Genomic DNA, 15754 nt, shown 5'->3' on the forward strand with positions numbered 1-15754 from the left:
GTTTATTCCCCCCAACGCCGGAACAGCGAATGTGGTACATCAATTGCATCCAAAGTTTTCCCTACAACAAAATTGATCAGATCATCCATGGTTTGCGGCTTCTGATAGTAGCCTGGCATGGCAGGCAGAATCTTGACTCCCAGACGGCTTAGTTTGAGCATGTTCTCAAGCTGAATCGCATTGAGCGGCGTCTCTCTCGGAACGATGACCAAGCGCCGACCTTCCTTGATCATGACATCAGCAACACGCTCCAGCAAATTACCTGACGCGCCATGTGCGATGCCAGAAACAGTCCCCATCGAGCACGGTACTACGATCATACCGTCACAGCGATAGGAACCACTGGCTGCGGGACAATTGAAATCTCGCAGTCCCCAATAATGTAGCTCACCCGAAAAGTCTTGATGCAGCTTCTCCTGCAATAGAGCTTCTCTGTCATCCGTGTGCCAATCCAGTTCATCACGAAATACTTGCCAGCCTGCTTCTGTAATCATCAAGTGAACGATATGTCCAGCACGTAAAAGCTCCTGGACAACTCGAACACCATAGATAGCACCACTTGCACCCGTTATCCCGACAGCCCACTTTTGCTTGTTCATACAATCACCAAATCAATCATCGTAAAGGTAAACATCACGACACTCAAGATGCCGTTCAGATTGAAGAATGCCATATCTAGCTTGGACAGATCTGTTGGCTTCACCAACGTATGCTCATAGATCAAAATTGCACCCGAAATGAGTACACCTACCAGGAACCAAATAGACAAGTCTGCAACTACATACAAGGACATCAGGCCAACGAAAGTAAGAACGTGGCATACGCGAGCAATCAGAAGTGCATTGGCAATTCCGAAGCGGCTCGGCATTGAATGGAGTCCTTCTTTTCGGTCAAACTCTGCGTCTTGGCACGCATAAATGATATCAAATCCCGCAGTCCAGAACATAACGGATGCGAACAATAGCAGGCCGATGCCATCTACTTGCCCCGTTGTAGCTACCCAGCCACCCAACGGCCCAAACCCAATGGCAACCCCGAGAACAAAGTGGCAAAGCCAAGTAAAGCGTTTCGTATAGGAATAAAGCACAAGAACAAACACGGCAAGCGGCAACAACTTCACAGCCAAATCATTTAACTGGAATGCAGCAATGAACAATACCGCAAATGACACCACGATAAACAAAATGACTTCCACAATCGAAATAAGGCCAGCAGGAATCGCTCGCGTGACCGTCCGAGGATTTTTCGCATCAATAACCCGGTCGATGACTCGGTTTAAAGACATCGCTGCACTGCGTGCGCCCACCATAGCTACCGTCACCCAAAAAATTTCTGACCAGGTAGGCCATGCATTCTCTACTACAATACTTCCCAAAACAGCTCCCATAAAAGCAAAAGGCAAGGCAAAAAGGGAGTGCTCGAATTTTATCATTTCCAAGATGATTTTCAATTTACGTAGACCCATCTATGACACTTCCTATCTAGTGAAGAAATACCGGTTTACTCCCCATGTACGCGTTAGCGCCATCGCATACGTCAAGCTATGGCTTGGTGCCAATATGCAAGGCTGATACGCCACCCATAAACAATTTGACCTGAACCGGGTCCAAGCCTGCTTTCTGAAACATGGTTGCCAGCTCGCGACTGTCCGGGAAATTGGTCAGGGAATGCGGCAGCCATGCGTACTCTTCGTACTTGTTGACTGTCAGCTTTGCGATCAATGGCAAGATTTTATAGAAATATAAGTAAAATAGCTTCCGGTACGGAATGAATGGAGGCTTGGACACTTCCAGAGAAACGACTTTACCGCCCGGCTTCACGACACGCGCCATTTCATTCAAGACCTGCTGAACATCCGGTACATTGCGCAGGGCAAACCCGATCGTCACGAAGTCAAATGTATGATCCTCGTACGGCAGATTCATTGCATCTGCGTTCACTAGCTTTACGTTGTTACCAACACCTGCGTTCGCCACTTTATATGCCCCTACATCCAGCATATTCTGGCTGAAATCAAGACCAACAACACTGCCTTCTTTTCCAACAGCCTTGGCCAATGCAATGGTCCAGTCTGCTGTACCACAGGCAACATCCAACGCCGTATGCCCTGGCTGGATATTCATCTGCTTCATTGTGTAATTACGCCACGCAATATGACTGCCAAAGCTGATTACATTATTCATTTTGTCGTAATCGCTTGCAATGCTCTCGAAAACGGAGTGAACGTACTCTGCTTTCTCATTCATCTGTGTCTGGTTCACTTGGCTACATCTCCTCAATTACCTTCTTCAAGCGACTGATCCGATGGGAGTACCGTGCCGTAATGGATGCAAGCATGTTACGTGTCTCTGCTGGATGCAGCGTACGCACCATTTGCTCACACAAGCCGATTAATTCGATGGCTTTCCCCTCAACGCCAGACAAAACTTGCGCGAGTGTAGCCCCAGGTTTTTGCAGCAAAAAGCGGGCAAAACCAAAGGGGACTTGTTCTTGCCATTTGAGCTGCTCCCACTCTTCGATCACACTCTCTACCTTGGCTGTTTCCTTCATCAGATCGCTCCAGAAGCGACAGCGATCAGTCGAATCGGCATACTCCTCTACAACAGCCACGTATAAGCCCGTATCAATCGTATTTCGCAGTTCCCAGTACTCTTCATCTGATAAAATCTTGCTGTCTCGCCCAGCGACGTAGAGTCTCATTTTCGCTTCATTCACTCGCTGAATCGCTGCCGACAACACTTGAATGGCTTGGATTTCACCCGCTGAAGCCAGAAGGTGATAATAGCGACTGCTGTAATAATCACCCGCAAGTACGGTCAGCTGTCGGTTTCGCTCCGCGCTCTGTGAGGAGTCGTACTCATTTTTCACGAGCTCATGCGTGTCTAGTCCCAATTGGACAAGCCCTGTTGCTGTACATAAAACCGAAGCTTTTTCCTTCGGCATGTCTTGTTCCAGCAAAAAAAGGTACAACAGCTCTAGACGATTTTCCGCCATGGAAGGAACGTCAACATAATGTTCTACATAGGAATGGGTGATTCTCTTGTAGATTTGTTCGATAATGGACCGAACTTCTTCTACATTCGGGGAAAGTTCTTTGCTCATGCGTCCTCCTCCACAAGCTGCACAACCTATAGATGTCTGCCTGTTCCGTACTGTTCCTTACTCTTCGGTCTTCCTCTGCCGTCCGGTCAAAAGGCCGTCTCTACTATCATACCATACTTCTTCCATCAGGGACTAATTCGCTCATAAAAATACGGCTCGATCCGAATAGGAAATGTACTGCTTACAAAGGTTTGGATATCCGAAGGGTCGGTCAAAGGTTTGTCATGTCCTACCAGATTTCCCGTTGTCGATTGTATGGCAATCAATAATCTCGATTCTTTTGGTGGATCCGTCTCCTCCAACAAGCGATAGTATACGGGTCCGACATTGTCTGCATAGGTACGCAAGTCGTATGTCAAACGGTAAAAATCTTGATAGACAGTGTTTAACTCTACTTTTCCGGCTGGTTTCACCACAAAATCGACATAGATCGATGGGTTTTCCCATTTTATACGCTTAATATTATAATGCGTCGACATCCTTGTAAACAAATCAAGGGCATTTTGCTCGCTTAAGTGAATGGCACGTGCTGACTGAAACGTCGGTATATCCGCTTGCATCCACTGATTTGTAGGAACGAGCGACAGCATCAGTGCCAAGAAAGTGGAAACAGCAATCGCCATCAACAATTGGCGCGGCATAGACATCCCTCCTCTCCTCCATTGTACAAACAAAAAAAGCAGGCTATGCCTGCTTCTTAGCAAAACGACTTGCTCTTTATTCGGTCGTATCCACGACGCCATGCTGCGAGTAAATCACTGCTTTACCTCGCACTTTAATCGCAGAGGTGTGCTCCGTAAATTGAAAAATCATGACTTCGCCTTTATCGAGCTTCTCTGTATGATGAAAACGCGTATCAGTGCCTCTTGTTAAACCGATCACATGAACGCCATTTTCCTTCGCTTTGACTACGAAATAATCCTGGTTAAAACCCGATGGTTGTGCCAATATGTTTCCTCCTGACCAATACGGTATGCGCGTACGTCTAGTATGATGCCCCTTCTGACTCCAGTCGGCTCATGATCTTGTCTACATAGCGCTGTGTCTCTTGCGGCAATTGGTCAAACTTCGCTTCAAGCTCGTCATCACTGCTGATTCCTAGACGACTCATCCGACCTGGACCAGCATTGTAAGCAGCAAGCGCTACTTTCACATCTCCATCATAACGATCCAATAGCGACTTCAAATATTTTGTACCACCTGCAAGGTTTTCATCAGGGTCGTATACATTGCGGACTTGCATGGATTTTGCCGTATTGTCCATCAGCTGCATCAAGCCCTTCGCCCCTGCGTGAGATTCTACATTCGGATTAAAATTGGATTCGGCCCTGACGACCTCTCTCACCAGATCAACGTCTACTCCGATCGCTTTCGCTGTCTGATCAATCTTGTCCAAGATTTCCGGGGTAGGAACAGATGGCCCTTTCGCAAAAAACAGGGACTGCTCATTTTGATTATGGGCAGGAATCTTCCAGTTCCTTGAACCATCTAGCTTGGCCAAAATCTCCTGCGAACTGATAACCCGCTGGCCGTTTGTTGCTAACTGGGACTGCAGGATGTCCGAGAAGAGCCCTTCGTTTCCATACGAAAGCGAAGAGGCATCATAGGTTTGCGGCAATGTTTGCAAATATGGTTGAAGTGATACAGGCACCTTCATAGCATTGAACAACCCTTCCCTAGCTTGTCTACCTATCATTATAAAAAAGAAAGATCAGGAAGCCAATAGCAAAATGGCACTACTTGGGAGAATAGAAATTTCACACAAAAAAAGAAGCCTATGCTCAAGGCTTCTGATCGTTCTATGCAATGGTCGGAATGCAGGGATTCGAACCCTGGACCTCACCCACCCCAAGGGTGCGCGCTACCGGGCTGCGCCACATCCCGACGTTTTCACGTTAGTCGTGAAAAGATTACTCCCTACTTACGTTTTTGATTATACAATACAGCCACTCACCCTTGCAAGACAAAAGCGCTAATATCTTCCATCTTTTTTCATCCCGTTGAATAATTTACCAGATTATGAAGATTCCTCACGTGTCAGCCTAATACCCATCAATTTGTACGAGAGCCGCATGTCAAATACCGTTCCAGTGTAAGACAACCTCACCCTTGCTGTTCTTCCATCCACAATGAAAATAACAACAAAAACAAGGTCAGCATTCAGAGCCATCAATCAAGCTACTGCATAAAATGTGGGGCCTGCTGATCTGACAGCAATTGAATATCCTGATGAATTATTTGATTTAAACAATGAGTATAATCCGAGCACATCGACCTTTACTCCGAAACATAATGGCGTATATTTGATCATAGCGAGTCTAGGGTTTTTCGCTAATGTTCCTACTAGCTACAGTGTAAGAATCTTTATTGCAATAAACGGGACGCTAAGAGTTGCTGATAACGATTTTTTAGGTGAAGAATTGGCGATCGTCAATCTGGTGAGCGCTTCCTCCATCCTCCAATTATCTGCAGGAGATGCGGTTCAAGTCTTTGCTCAAGCCACCACGGATGGTACTACTGTTCCCGAACCACTCGAAAATACAGTACACTTCATGAACTTTGAAGCGGCTCGATTCCCTTCACCCTGGTAGGGCAACCTTTAGATTTGCGTGGGCTAATATTACGGACGTTCCTGCCAGGACGTTCGTTTTTTTCGCACCGAAATCCGGCCCACGCTCTCCTTAAAAATTCACGTCCGTTTATCAGTCATTCTAAAAATAAAAACACCCCTCCCCGAATGATTTTCCGAATGAGAAGTGTTGTAAGGCGACTCGCGATTGGCTGGAACTCTATCTACTACATCGTTTTTCTTATAGATTGAATATAATTTCCGTATGCAAATCCGATGACTATGAGCGAATCAAGCTAAATACTTCTGCACGGGCAGCCGCATCTTTCTCAAACATCCCGCGAACAGCAGAGGTAATCGTTTTCGACCCTGGCTTTTTCACACCACGCATCGTCATGCACATATGCTCTGCTTCTACAACCACAACCACGCCATGCGGATCGAGCTTGCGCATAATCGCGTCAGCTACTGTTGCTGTAATTCGTTCCTGCAACTGCGGGCGTTTTGCCACGGTATCAACCGCACGTGCCAGCTTGCTCAGTCCTACCACGCGGCCCCCACGCGGTACGTAAGCGACATGCGCTTTTCCGAAAAAGGGAACCAGGTGATGCTCACACATGGAGTAAAACGGAATATCCTTCACTAAAACCATTTCCTCATGATCTTCGCTAAAGACAGTCTCGAAATACTGCTCTTCGTCTATATGCATGCCCTCGAATACTTCGGCGTACATTTTAGCAACTCGCTTAGGGGTATCTAGCACTCCTTCTCGATCAGGATTATCCCCTACTGCTTCTAGGATCATGCGAACAGCTTGCTGTATTTTATCCAAGTCGACATTCATGATTGTACCTCCTATGTAACGGCATACGCCTTGTTTCTCATCACTAAAGTCTGCCTGCGCCAAGTTCCTGTCAGACTTAGTGCCTGCTCGCGATCAAAGCCAATCTTACCATATCGTTTAAAAAAAGACAAAAAGATATACCAGTATTTTCATAGGCAAACTGTATGTACACAGAAAAAAACCCACATTTTATCAATGTGGATTTTTTATGTAAGTGCTTCGTTCTCAAAAGAAACAACTACTTGATGGAGTCTTTGAGTTGTTTACCTGGTTTAAACGCAGGTACTTTGCTGGAAGCGATTTCGATCTCTTCACCAGTTTGTGGGTTACGACCTTTACGAGCCGCACGTTCACGAACTTCGAAGTTACCAAAGCCGATCAGTTGGACTTTATCACCAGTTTTCAATGCATCTGCAATTGCGTCAAGAACTGCATCAACTGCTTTTGTTGCATCTTTCTTGGTGAGTTCTGTGGTTTCAGCCACTTTTGCAATCAGTTCTGTTTTGTTCATTATATTCACCTCCCCTCAAAGAACACCAAGTCCTAGCTATTATTTTTCTTAACCGAAACGAAGCGTTTTATACACGATTGGTTGTTTTTACCGATCTGACAAGCTTATAGTAATACACCGATTTCTTAAATTCAAGCCCCTCCTGTCGAATTTGAACGAAATACAAGAAAAAAAGGCATCTCGTCATGTCAGATGCCTTCCTTATATTTGTTGTTTATAGGACTTTAGAACTATTTTTAGAGTATAATCGCAATCAGGCCACCCGATCCCTCATTGATGATTCGACCCAATGTCTCCTGCAATTTGTATCTGGCGTTGTCTGGCATCATGGTAATTTTTCCCTGGATTCCCTCTCTAACGATGGAATGGAGCGAGCGTCCAAAAATATCGGAGTTCCAGATAGAAAGCGGGTCTTTGTCAAAATCTTGCATGAGATAGCGGACAAGCTCCTCACTCTGCTTCTCTGTTCCGATAATCGGAGCGAATTCAGACTCGACATCCACCCGAATCATGTGAATAGACGGTGCTGTTGCTTTGAGTCTGACTCCAAAGCGCGGTCCCTGGCGGATTAGTTCAGGTTCGTCCAAGGTCATTTCATGCAACGACGGGGCTGCTATACCGTAGCCCGTACTTCGGACCATGTGCAATGCTTCCGCTACCTGATCAAACTCGCGCTTGGCATGTGCGAATTCCTGCATGATTTTCAGCAAGTGATCCTTGCCATTTATCTCTACGCCGACAATTTCCATCAAGATGCGGTCATACAGTTCATCTGGCGCGTAGAGGTCAATCTCTGCGATCCCTTGCCCCATATGCATACCAGCAAGAGAGGCTTTCTCTACAAAGTCATAGTCATTGAAGAAGCCGACGACACGGTCCACATCGCGTAACCGGCGGATGTCCTGCACGGTCTCACGTACAGCTTCCTCGTAGTTTTGACGTAGCCAGTGCCCGTTTTCCAGCACCATCACCCAGCTCGGAAGATTGACATTTACTTCATGGACTGGGAATTCAAACAGGACTTCTCTCATGAGGAGCAAGATTTCCTGCTCTGTCATATGATCAACCGACAAAGCAACGACTGGTACATCGTATTTTTCCTGGAGCTGTACGCGAAGGTTTTGTGCTTCGTCGGAGCGCGGACGCGTCGAGTTCACCACGATCACGAACGGTTTTCCAACTTCCTTCAGCTCGTTTACAACCCGCTCCTCTGCATCGATGTATCCTACACGCGGTATTTCCGCGATGCTGCCATCCGTTGTCACAACGATTCCGATGGTTGAGTGTTCCTGGATAACCTTGCGTGTGCCGACTTCGGCCGCTTCCTCAAATGGTACAGGCTCTTCATACCAAGGTGTATTTACCATCCTTGGGCCATTGTCGTCTTCAAACCCCTTTGCCCCTTGCACCGTATAGCCAACGCAGTCAACGAGGCGGACATTGATGCTGAGTCCTTCTGTCACATGTACGTTAACGGCCTGGTTCGGAACAAATTTGGGTTCGGTTGTCATGATTGTTCGTCCTGAAGCGCTCTGCGGCAACTCGTCTGTAGCTCGAATCCGCTCCGCTTCAGAGTTGATATTCGGGATTACAACTTGCTCCATGAACCGTTTGATAAAGGTCGACTTTCCCGTACGCACAGGGCCTACCACTCCGAGGTAGATGTCTCCGCCCGTCCGTTCGGCAATGTCTTTAAAGATGTCGACTCGTTCCACCATCGATGACCTCCTTCTATTTGTCTATTTTTACACTATGACCGATTTTCCGAATTATCCCTGACCGCCAGTATTTTCGTAGGGAATCTCGTACTAGTTTTGTGGACAGTACAAATATATGTATTTTTGCGTTAACTAGAACAAAAAAAAAACGACCCTGATCAGAGTCGTTTTTCACGAAGTTAATTTAGTTTGAGAAGTTTCGGTTCACCATTCACCATTTCATATGGAAACGATTTTGCTGGCACGAACATGGAATTGCGCGCCAATACGTACCGTGGGTCTGTTTTATCCGGTACGGTTACTTTTGTATCCCGAAGCAATTGCGCGATATCCGTAGCATAATCGATCCCAACTTGTCCTTGGGCGTTCATGACCAGTGGCAGCAAGTAAGTCCCCATCGTGGACGGCACTTGCCATGCTTTTAACCCGAGCCGTTCATGATCGATGGAATAGTATCCATTCCCCAAGTCAGCGAGTACAGGCAGCTTTTCGAAATGTCCCTTATAACGGTCTACTTCACTCTGTACGTCCGCTACCGTACTGACAGCTGCCAAATGAATGAGCTTCACTGTCGGCTTTGTATCCACATCAATCAGTACGTACTTGTATACGCCGCCTTTTTCAAATGCGTTCCCAGGTACATCCGGCATATATTTAGGGATCATCTTGCGGAAATCAATCTCGTATTTTTCAAAAATAGGAGTATCGATGGATTTCGTTACGATCGGCAACACTGCTGTGTCTTTTTGAAATTGCTCAATCGCTTTTTGCGTTGCTTCTACAAAAAATGTACTAGGAATTTGATTCTCTGCCCTGCGCTCATCCGGATACAAGCAGCCAGATAAAAGGGAAGACAGAATCGTCAAACTGATCACAAGCTTGAACGATTTTCGCCACGATTGCCACATCTTATGTACACACCTCTTACATTCCATCTTCATTTTCTTTGCGTTGTCGCTCGAGTGCAGCCGCTACCACTGATTTCAGCTTGCTTTCTGGAATCCTGACCGTACAATCCTTTTCCGTCGTTTTTGCCTGACAGGCCAAACGAATGCCATTCGCCAGATCCTTTTCAGGCAGCTTGCGCTTTTCTAGCACCGTTGGCGGGCACAAGAGGCCATCCTCAACGACCACGCGGCACATCAGACAAGATGCGTGCCCACCGCATCTCTGCGGGATTACGACGCGAGCTGACGAAGCGATACCGACTAAGGTTTGCCCAGTGCGCGCCTTCACACTCTTCTTGCTCGGGAGAAAGGTTACTTTCCCCATTCCGTCACTTCCTTTACTAATACGGTCGATGAGCTACCTTGACTGTTCCTGGTGAAACAATCTTCGTCTGGCAGCCTAATCTGTAGCCTTCTGCTCGTTCTGCCTTGCGCAATCGCAGTTTTTCTTCTGGTGTCACTTCGTTTAAGAACTCTGCCCCTTCCAAAACATGCGTACGGCATTGTGCACATACCCCTCTTTGGCAAGCATGGCCCCACACGACATTGTTCTTTTTCGCAAGAGCAACAATCGATTGATTCAACTCGATCGAGACTTCATGACTGCCTGCACGAGTAAGTAGTGTGATCGTTGACATCGATAATCCTCCCTAGACAAAAATCACAATTAAAATCATGACAAGCACGACGAGTAATAATAAAAATGCGAAGGTCTTCACAAGGAACCGCAAAAACGTATTGGTTATTTTTCTGGCAAAGATCATAATTAAATTGCAGACGAACATTAGCCCAATGGCGATGAGGGAAATGTTCATCTTTGTCATAGGATCAATATACATCGGGACTGCAGCATCCTTTGCATTTTTTGCTTTATTATACCATACTTCCCCCTCTTCGTCTGACGCTTGCGAACCTAATACTAGACATTCGCATAGACTATCGTGATGAATTCGCCCATTGGAGGGATGAAACGTTGAGTAATAAAGTAAATAATCGAAAATGGCGGAATCCTTACGCGCCTATACCCAGCAAAAAATTAAGCGACCAAGTCGAAAATGTCTCCCTTTCCATCACACCGAAAAAAATCCTGCCCGCGGTCGATTTGCGCACCTCCGTTTCGAAAATGCGCCATAACATCAAAGGGATCGGCAGCACGATTCGGCAGGTAGAAGACACAATGGATTCGTTGTACGGGGCGATGGAGATGATTGAGAATCTCGGAAAACGCACACCTGAGCCTGAAGTCGTTGCCGACAAGCCTACTGGCAAACGCAAAGCTGCTCCAGAGCCACAAAAGGCAGCAGAAACACCCCAGGAATCAGGAGGCTTAGGCAACCTGTTAGCCAATATAGATATCGGGCAATTACTCGGTCTCCTGCAATCCCCTTTGGTCCAGAACTTGATTACACAGGTTAGCAGCAACACCAAGGAACGAAAAAAAGAGGGATAAGATCCCTCTTTTTTTCTTGCAATCTGTAGGTCAGCCATGTCCCTGTAGAGCCATGATTGTTCCTAGTCTTACTGTATGACGGTTTTTGTTGCAGGTAACGGGCATAATCGCCCATTTCTCTTATTTGAGTAGCTTGGTCAAGGAGGACATGTCACTCAGATTGATTTCCTGATTGCGAAACATTTCAATGACTTTATCCTCCTTTTCAGGAGTTAATTGCTTTCCACTAAGGGTAGCGAGCGTGCGAATGATTTGACGCAGCTTGGTCTCGTCTTCAAAATCACTGCGCTTAACCTGACCGGCCAGTGAGCGAAGCTTTTCTTCATCGACATTTTCCGTTGCTTTCCCTTGCAAACGCTCAAAAAGTCGCTTCGACATGTTATTCATGTGAACTCTCCTCCTGCACATGGGCTTTCACCCTATCGTATGTGCAGAAGCCTAATTCGGTGATACTTCATTCATGACTTATTCCGCATCGGGATTGAGGTACGCCATCTCAAAGGTTTTTCCTCGCCCCATCAGTTCTTCCACGCCTTGACGTGCTTCTTTTCCTTCAAACAGCATTCCATAAAGAACAGAAGTGATTGGCATTTCAACTTGCTCGCGTTGCGATAAGGAAAAGGCTGCATTCGTCGTGCGAACGCCTTCGACGACCATCCCCATCTGTGTCAGCACGTCATCGAGTTTTTTTCCTTGTCCGAGCATATAGCCTGCACGCCAGTTTCGGCTGTGTTTACTCGTACAAGTGGCAATTAAATCACCAACACCAGCCAGGCCTGAAAACGTAAGCGGCTTAGCACCAAGCTTTATACCCAGACGGCTAATTTCCGCCAAGCCACGGGTCAACAAGGCCGCTTTTGCATTGTCTCCATACCCTAAGCCATCAGACATCCCTGCACCAAGTGCAATGATGTTCTTCAACGCTCCGGCGATCTCCGCGCCAATCAAATCCGGGTTGGTATACACACGAAAATTCGTATTCATCAGCAAATCCTGAGAGCGGAACATGCTTTCTTCCGATTCGGATGCCATCACAATTGTCGTTGGTTGCCGTTTGACTACTTCCTCGGCATGGCTCGGCCCTGACAATACAGCCAATCTGGACGCAATCTCTTTTGGCACCTCTTCCGCAATGACTTCTGACATTCGCTTCAGGCTTTCCAGTTCAAAGCCTTTGGTCGCATGGATCAAAAGGACATCCGGTTCTAAGTACGGAGCCACTTGCTGACAAATTTGGCGCATGGCATGTGAAGGAACAACGAGGAGAACAATGCGCTTGCCAATTACTGCCTCTTGAATATTGGTCGTCGCCACGATGTTGGCAGAAAGCGTTTCTCCCGGCAGGTACTTCTCATTCACATGCTTGCTGTTTATTTCTTCTGCCAGCTTTTTATCCCGAACCCAAAGCGTAACCTGATGCCCGTTGTCCGCCAAGACTGTTGCAAGTGCCGTTCCCCAGCTTCCGGCCCCAATGACCGTAACATTTTGAACCAATACGTCCCCCTCCACTTTTCTCATATCCGTACGTTCTCTATCCCAGCTTCCGGTTGGACTTGTCCCCTAGTTTCCGTTCGTTTCCTGAAAGAAGATTGCGGATATTATTAAAATGACGAACGTAAGCAAAGATTGCGATCGCCAAGCTCGCCCAAAAAAAGGAAATGGGTTTGTCCAACAAGTAAAGGGTAAATGGGATAACCGTTACGATAACCAATGACCCTAATGAAACAAAGCGAGTGATCGCAATAACAATGACAGCCAATACGGCAGCGATCAAAAATGCCAAGGGAGAAAAACCTAGCACGACACCTAGCGTCGTCGCAATGCCTTTTCCCCCGCGGAATCCAAAATAAATCGGCCAATTGTGACCGGCAATAACAAACAAGCCTGCCACTGCATACGCTGCCGGGTCCCCTGTCATGAGGTGAGTCAGTCCCATCGCAGCTATTCCTTTTAGTGCATCAAGAAGGAGAACGGCAATGCCGGGGCCTTTTCCTAACACCCGGAGGGTATTGGTTGCACCGGCATTTCCGCTGCCATGAGAACGTATGTCAATTCCTGCGACTTTTTTGGCGATAAGATAGCTAAAGCTAATTGAACCGATTAAATAGCTAAGCACCCAGGATAATAACACCATGGCGTTTTTCTCTCCCTACGTTTTTTTCCGCGTCCAGATTCGTACTGGCGTGCCTTCAAACACAAATGCTTCGCGGATTTTGTTCTCTATGTAACGTTCATAGGAGAAGTGCATCAGTTCTGGATCGTTAACAAACAGAATGAACGTCGGTGGTTTCACCGTCGCTTGAGTCGTATAGTTGATTTTCAAGCGCTTTCCACGATCAGACGGTGGTGGGGTACGAATTGTCGCATCCGTTACCAAATCATTAAGGACAGAGGTAGGAACTCGCATCGCATGAGCTTGAGAAACCTCATTGACCTTTGGAAGAATCGTGTGAACACGTTGTTTTGATTTCGCAGAAACATACATGATCGGTGCGTAATGCAGATATTTGAACTCTTCGCGGATCAACTCAGTGAAGCGTTGCATCGTTTTGTCATCTTTTTCGACAGCATCCCATTTGTTGACGATAATGATTACACCGCGACCAGCCTCATGTGCATAACCTGCGATCTTCTTGTCCTGCTCGATTATTCCCTCTTCACCGTCAATGACAACAAGAACAACATCCGAATCTTCAATGGAACGCATCGCGCGCATTACACTGTATTTTTCCGTTGTTTCATACACCTTACCACGCTTGCGCATACCTGCCGTATCCACGAGAATGTAGCTTTGGTCATCGCGCTCAAACGGCGTATCGATCGCATCACGGGTCGTTCCGGCAACATCACTGACTATAACTCGCTCTTCACCAAGAATCGCATTCGTCAAGGAAGACTTCCCTACGTTTGGACGACCGATGATGGATACGCGAATGACATCTTCTTTTCTCTCCTCGTCATCCTCAGCAGGGAAATGCTGAACCACGTCTTCCAGCATATCGCCCAAGCCAAGACCATGGCTACCCGAGACAGGGAATGGCTCGCCCAAGCCCAAGGAATAAAAGTCGTAAATATCCGCACGCATTTCCGGATTATCCGCTTTGTTCACCGCGAGTACGACAGGTTTTCCTGTCCGATTCAGCATCCGTGACAGTTCAACATCTGCATCTGTCACACCTGTACGGCTATCTACAATCATAATGATGACATCTGCTTCATCAATCGCGAGCTCTGCCTGGTAACGCATCTGTGTAAGAATCTCGTCGGTCTCGCCAAACTCAATTCCACCGGTATCAATCACATGGAAAGTATGAGTTAGCCATTCACCTTTCCCGTACAGGCGGTCACGGGTTACTCCCGGCATATCCTCCACGATCGCGACTCGTTGGCCAATCAATCTGTTAAAAATCGTGGACTTCCCCACGTTGGGTCTCCCCACAATGGCTACCACTGGTAATCCCATAATCAACAACACTCTCTCTCATTTTACGTTTTGACTAGCTAATCATACCATACACTACTTATGCCGAACAATGATAAGGGTATCGGCGCTCACTTCATGCACCATCGCGTCCAGTATCTTTTCCAAAGTAAAAGCGGTTTGCTGCATACCCTCCGTAGTAGACTCGATAAAAATCGGGACACCACCCGCAATTCTGTCTCTGTTCGTCGTAATCACCGCCAAGATTAATCCTGTCATGACCTACAGCTCCTTTTTCACGATTCTAGTCTTCGTTGGCATTCGGAAGACGCTTTCGAGAATCGGGACTGCACGAATGACGGACGTTGCGCGTTCCAAATCTTTTTCTTGCGGCAATAAAAATACGCCCAGTCTCCCTGACTGTATATCACGTTTTACCAACGGTGTTAGCGATGGCTCTCCCGTATCTGTATATACACCGAGCTGCGTCGCAACATCGTGCAGAATCGCTTGCCGCTGTCCTGGGTGGGCAATCGTGACTTTGGCATTGGCATCCCTCGGCGTCACAATAAAACCCACACCTTGCTCACGTATGATCTGTTGGGCATCTGCCAACCCGACGTTCATGATGTAAATGTCGTTGACATACAAGTCTTTTCCATCGACTCTCACTTCTCCCGGCTCAATCTCTGCAATCAGCGATAGTGTTTTCCCAGAGCGCAGCTTGCGAGAGATCATCAAGGCGATGACACCTGCAATGACACCGCCCCACCAATGAAAAAGGATGGTAGCCGTCGTTGTCACCAAAGAGGTAAACATGACCATGTAATTGCGCCCTTCAAACACCATTGCGATTCCTTCGATATAAGGGCCACCACGGGGCACCAGCTCCTGCTTATCGATCTCCGTCAGAGTAGTGCGTTCCATGTTCCTGACATCGCGGAATTGTTGAGCAGCCACCGTCAAAAATGTTACTGCTGTGTAATTCTCTTTGAGCAGAGCAGGAATCGCTAACGCTCCGAGCGCAGATGCGATCACCCCAAGTGAAACGTGAATAATTTTACCGTGTGGATAGGTTGGATATTGTCGATAATCTGTTCGCAAAAGATGAATCCGACACAAAATGCCGAAAAGGAACCCCAGAACTAAAGGAAAAACGTATTCATAAGCTAGCAATTCCTTCAACACCCTA

22 protein-coding genes and 1 tRNA gene are annotated in these 15754 nt (G+C 46.9%); 2 read left to right on the forward strand and 21 right to left on the reverse strand.

Annotated features, from left to right (window positions below; all coding sequences use genetic code 11):
• Window positions 1-2: 2 nt before the first annotated feature.
• The 8 genes from C7R93_RS03705 to C7R93_RS03740 form a co-directional block, all read right to left on the reverse strand.
• Window positions 3-599, reverse strand: a complete 597-nt coding sequence (locus C7R93_RS03705) for a UbiX family flavin prenyltransferase (protein ID WP_106837526.1) — start codon at window positions 597-599, stop codon at window positions 3-5.
• Window positions 596-1465: a UbiA-like polyprenyltransferase gene (locus tag C7R93_RS03710; protein WP_106837527.1), complete on the reverse strand. Its 870-nt coding sequence runs from the start codon at window positions 1463-1465 to the stop codon at window positions 596-598. The genes C7R93_RS03705 and C7R93_RS03710 overlap by 4 nt, the downstream gene beginning before the upstream one ends.
• Window positions 1466-1541: 76 nt before the next feature.
• Entirely contained in the window at window positions 1542-2261 is a 720-nt protein-coding gene (locus C7R93_RS03715; RefSeq protein ID WP_106837528.1) for a demethylmenaquinone methyltransferase, read from the reverse strand.
• A gap of 4 nt (window positions 2262-2265) precedes the next feature.
• Window positions 2266-3102, reverse strand: coding sequence for a heptaprenyl diphosphate synthase component 1 (locus C7R93_RS03720; RefSeq protein ID WP_106837529.1), 837 nt, complete (start codon window positions 3100-3102; stop codon window positions 2266-2268).
• Window positions 3103-3227: 125 nt separating this feature from the next.
• The gene (locus C7R93_RS03725) at window positions 3228-3743 is read right to left on the reverse strand and encodes a hypothetical protein (protein ID WP_106837530.1); all 516 of its coding nucleotides are present in this window, start codon (window positions 3741-3743) and stop codon (window positions 3228-3230) included.
• A 76-nt stretch (window positions 3744-3819) separates the two neighbouring features.
• A complete protein-coding gene (mtrB, locus tag C7R93_RS03730) occupies window positions 3820-4050 on the reverse strand; it encodes a trp RNA-binding attenuation protein MtrB (RefSeq protein ID WP_007716531.1) in 231 nt (76 codons plus the stop codon).
• A 37-nt stretch (window positions 4051-4087) separates the two neighbouring features.
• Window positions 4088-4798, reverse strand: a complete 711-nt coding sequence (locus C7R93_RS03735; protein ID WP_106837531.1) for a lytic transglycosylase domain-containing protein — start codon at window positions 4796-4798, stop codon at window positions 4088-4090.
• Window positions 4799-4909: 111 nt separating this feature from the next.
• A tRNA-Pro gene (locus C7R93_RS03740) sits at window positions 4910-4986 on the reverse strand.
• Between the two features lie 308 nt (window positions 4987-5294).
• Between C7R93_RS03740 and C7R93_RS03745 the strand changes: the two genes are divergently transcribed.
• Window positions 5295-5693: a hypothetical protein gene (locus C7R93_RS03745; protein ID WP_167402427.1), complete on the forward strand. Its 399-nt coding sequence runs from the start codon at window positions 5295-5297 to the stop codon at window positions 5691-5693.
• Window positions 5694-5951: 258 nt separating this feature from the next.
• On the opposite strand, the gene folE is transcribed toward C7R93_RS03745, so the two are convergent.
• The 7 genes from folE to C7R93_RS30555 form a co-directional block, all read right to left on the reverse strand.
• Window positions 5952-6518, reverse strand: a complete 567-nt coding sequence (gene folE, locus C7R93_RS03750; protein ID WP_208637785.1) for a GTP cyclohydrolase I FolE — start codon at window positions 6516-6518, stop codon at window positions 5952-5954.
• Between the two features lie 235 nt (window positions 6519-6753).
• Window positions 6754-7026: an HU family DNA-binding protein gene (locus tag C7R93_RS03755; protein WP_005831316.1), complete on the reverse strand. Its 273-nt coding sequence runs from the start codon at window positions 7024-7026 to the stop codon at window positions 6754-6756.
• 236 nt (window positions 7027-7262) lie between these two features.
• Window positions 7263-8741 (reverse strand): stage IV sporulation protein A, encoded by a 1479-nt coding sequence (gene spoIVA / locus C7R93_RS03760; protein ID WP_106837772.1) that lies wholly within the window; start codon window positions 8739-8741, stop codon window positions 7263-7265.
• 182 nt (window positions 8742-8923) lie between these two features.
• Window positions 8924-9652 carry a hypothetical protein gene (locus C7R93_RS03765; RefSeq protein ID WP_106837533.1) on the reverse strand — a complete coding sequence of 243 codons (729 nt, stop codon included), beginning with the start codon at window positions 9650-9652 and terminating at the stop codon, window positions 8924-8926.
• 16 nt (window positions 9653-9668) lie between these two features.
• Complete coding sequence (locus C7R93_RS03770) at window positions 9669-10016, reverse strand: 2Fe-2S iron-sulfur cluster-binding protein (RefSeq protein ID WP_106837534.1); 348 nt, start codon at window positions 10014-10016, stop codon at window positions 9669-9671.
• Between the two features lie 16 nt (window positions 10017-10032).
• On the reverse strand, window positions 10033-10329 hold the full coding sequence (locus C7R93_RS03775) for a 2Fe-2S iron-sulfur cluster-binding protein (protein ID WP_106837535.1): 297 nt from the start codon (window positions 10327-10329) through the stop codon (window positions 10033-10035).
• 12 nt (window positions 10330-10341) lie between these two features.
• Window positions 10342-10530: a DUF2768 family protein gene (locus tag C7R93_RS30555; protein WP_106837536.1), complete on the reverse strand. Its 189-nt coding sequence runs from the start codon at window positions 10528-10530 to the stop codon at window positions 10342-10344.
• A gap of 134 nt (window positions 10531-10664) precedes the next feature.
• Here C7R93_RS30555 and C7R93_RS03785 point away from each other — a divergent pair, with 134 nt between their 5' ends.
• Window positions 10665-11141 carry a hypothetical protein gene (locus C7R93_RS03785; protein ID WP_106837537.1) on the forward strand — a complete coding sequence of 159 codons (477 nt, stop codon included), beginning with the start codon at window positions 10665-10667 and terminating at the stop codon, window positions 11139-11141.
• Window positions 11142-11261: 120 nt separating this feature from the next.
• Here C7R93_RS03785 and C7R93_RS03790 read toward each other — a convergent pair whose 3' ends face one another.
• The 6 genes from C7R93_RS03790 to C7R93_RS03815 all read right to left on the reverse strand — a co-directional run bounded on the left by C7R93_RS03790 (window position 11262) and on the right by C7R93_RS03815 (window position 15750).
• On the reverse strand, window positions 11262-11528 hold the full coding sequence (locus C7R93_RS03790) for a stage VI sporulation protein F (RefSeq protein WP_106837538.1): 267 nt from the start codon (window positions 11526-11528) through the stop codon (window positions 11262-11264).
• Window positions 11529-11606: 78 nt separating this feature from the next.
• Window positions 11607-12659, reverse strand: a complete 1053-nt coding sequence (locus tag C7R93_RS03795) for an NAD(P)H-dependent glycerol-3-phosphate dehydrogenase (protein ID WP_106837539.1) — start codon at window positions 12657-12659, stop codon at window positions 11607-11609.
• A gap of 13 nt (window positions 12660-12672) precedes the next feature.
• Window positions 12673-13275, reverse strand: a complete 603-nt coding sequence (gene plsY / locus C7R93_RS03800) for a glycerol-3-phosphate 1-O-acyltransferase PlsY (protein WP_106837540.1) — start codon at window positions 13273-13275, stop codon at window positions 12673-12675.
• A gap of 15 nt (window positions 13276-13290) precedes the next feature.
• Entirely contained in the window at window positions 13291-14604 is a 1314-nt protein-coding gene (der, locus tag C7R93_RS03805; protein WP_106837773.1) for a ribosome biogenesis GTPase Der, read from the reverse strand.
• A gap of 54 nt (window positions 14605-14658) precedes the next feature.
• Window positions 14659-14841, reverse strand: a complete 183-nt coding sequence (locus C7R93_RS03810; RefSeq protein WP_106837541.1) for a capping complex subunit for YIEGIA — start codon at window positions 14839-14841, stop codon at window positions 14659-14661.
• Between the two features lie 3 nt (window positions 14842-14844).
• On the reverse strand, window positions 14845-15750 hold the full coding sequence (locus tag C7R93_RS03815) for a YIEGIA family protein (protein WP_106837542.1): 906 nt from the start codon (window positions 15748-15750) through the stop codon (window positions 14845-14847).
• Window positions 15751-15754: the final 4 nt, after the last annotated feature.

This window comes from Brevibacillus fortis, from assembly GCF_003013395.1.
GTDB classification, from domain to species: domain Bacteria; phylum Bacillota; class Bacilli; order Brevibacillales; family Brevibacillaceae; genus Brevibacillus; species Brevibacillus fortis.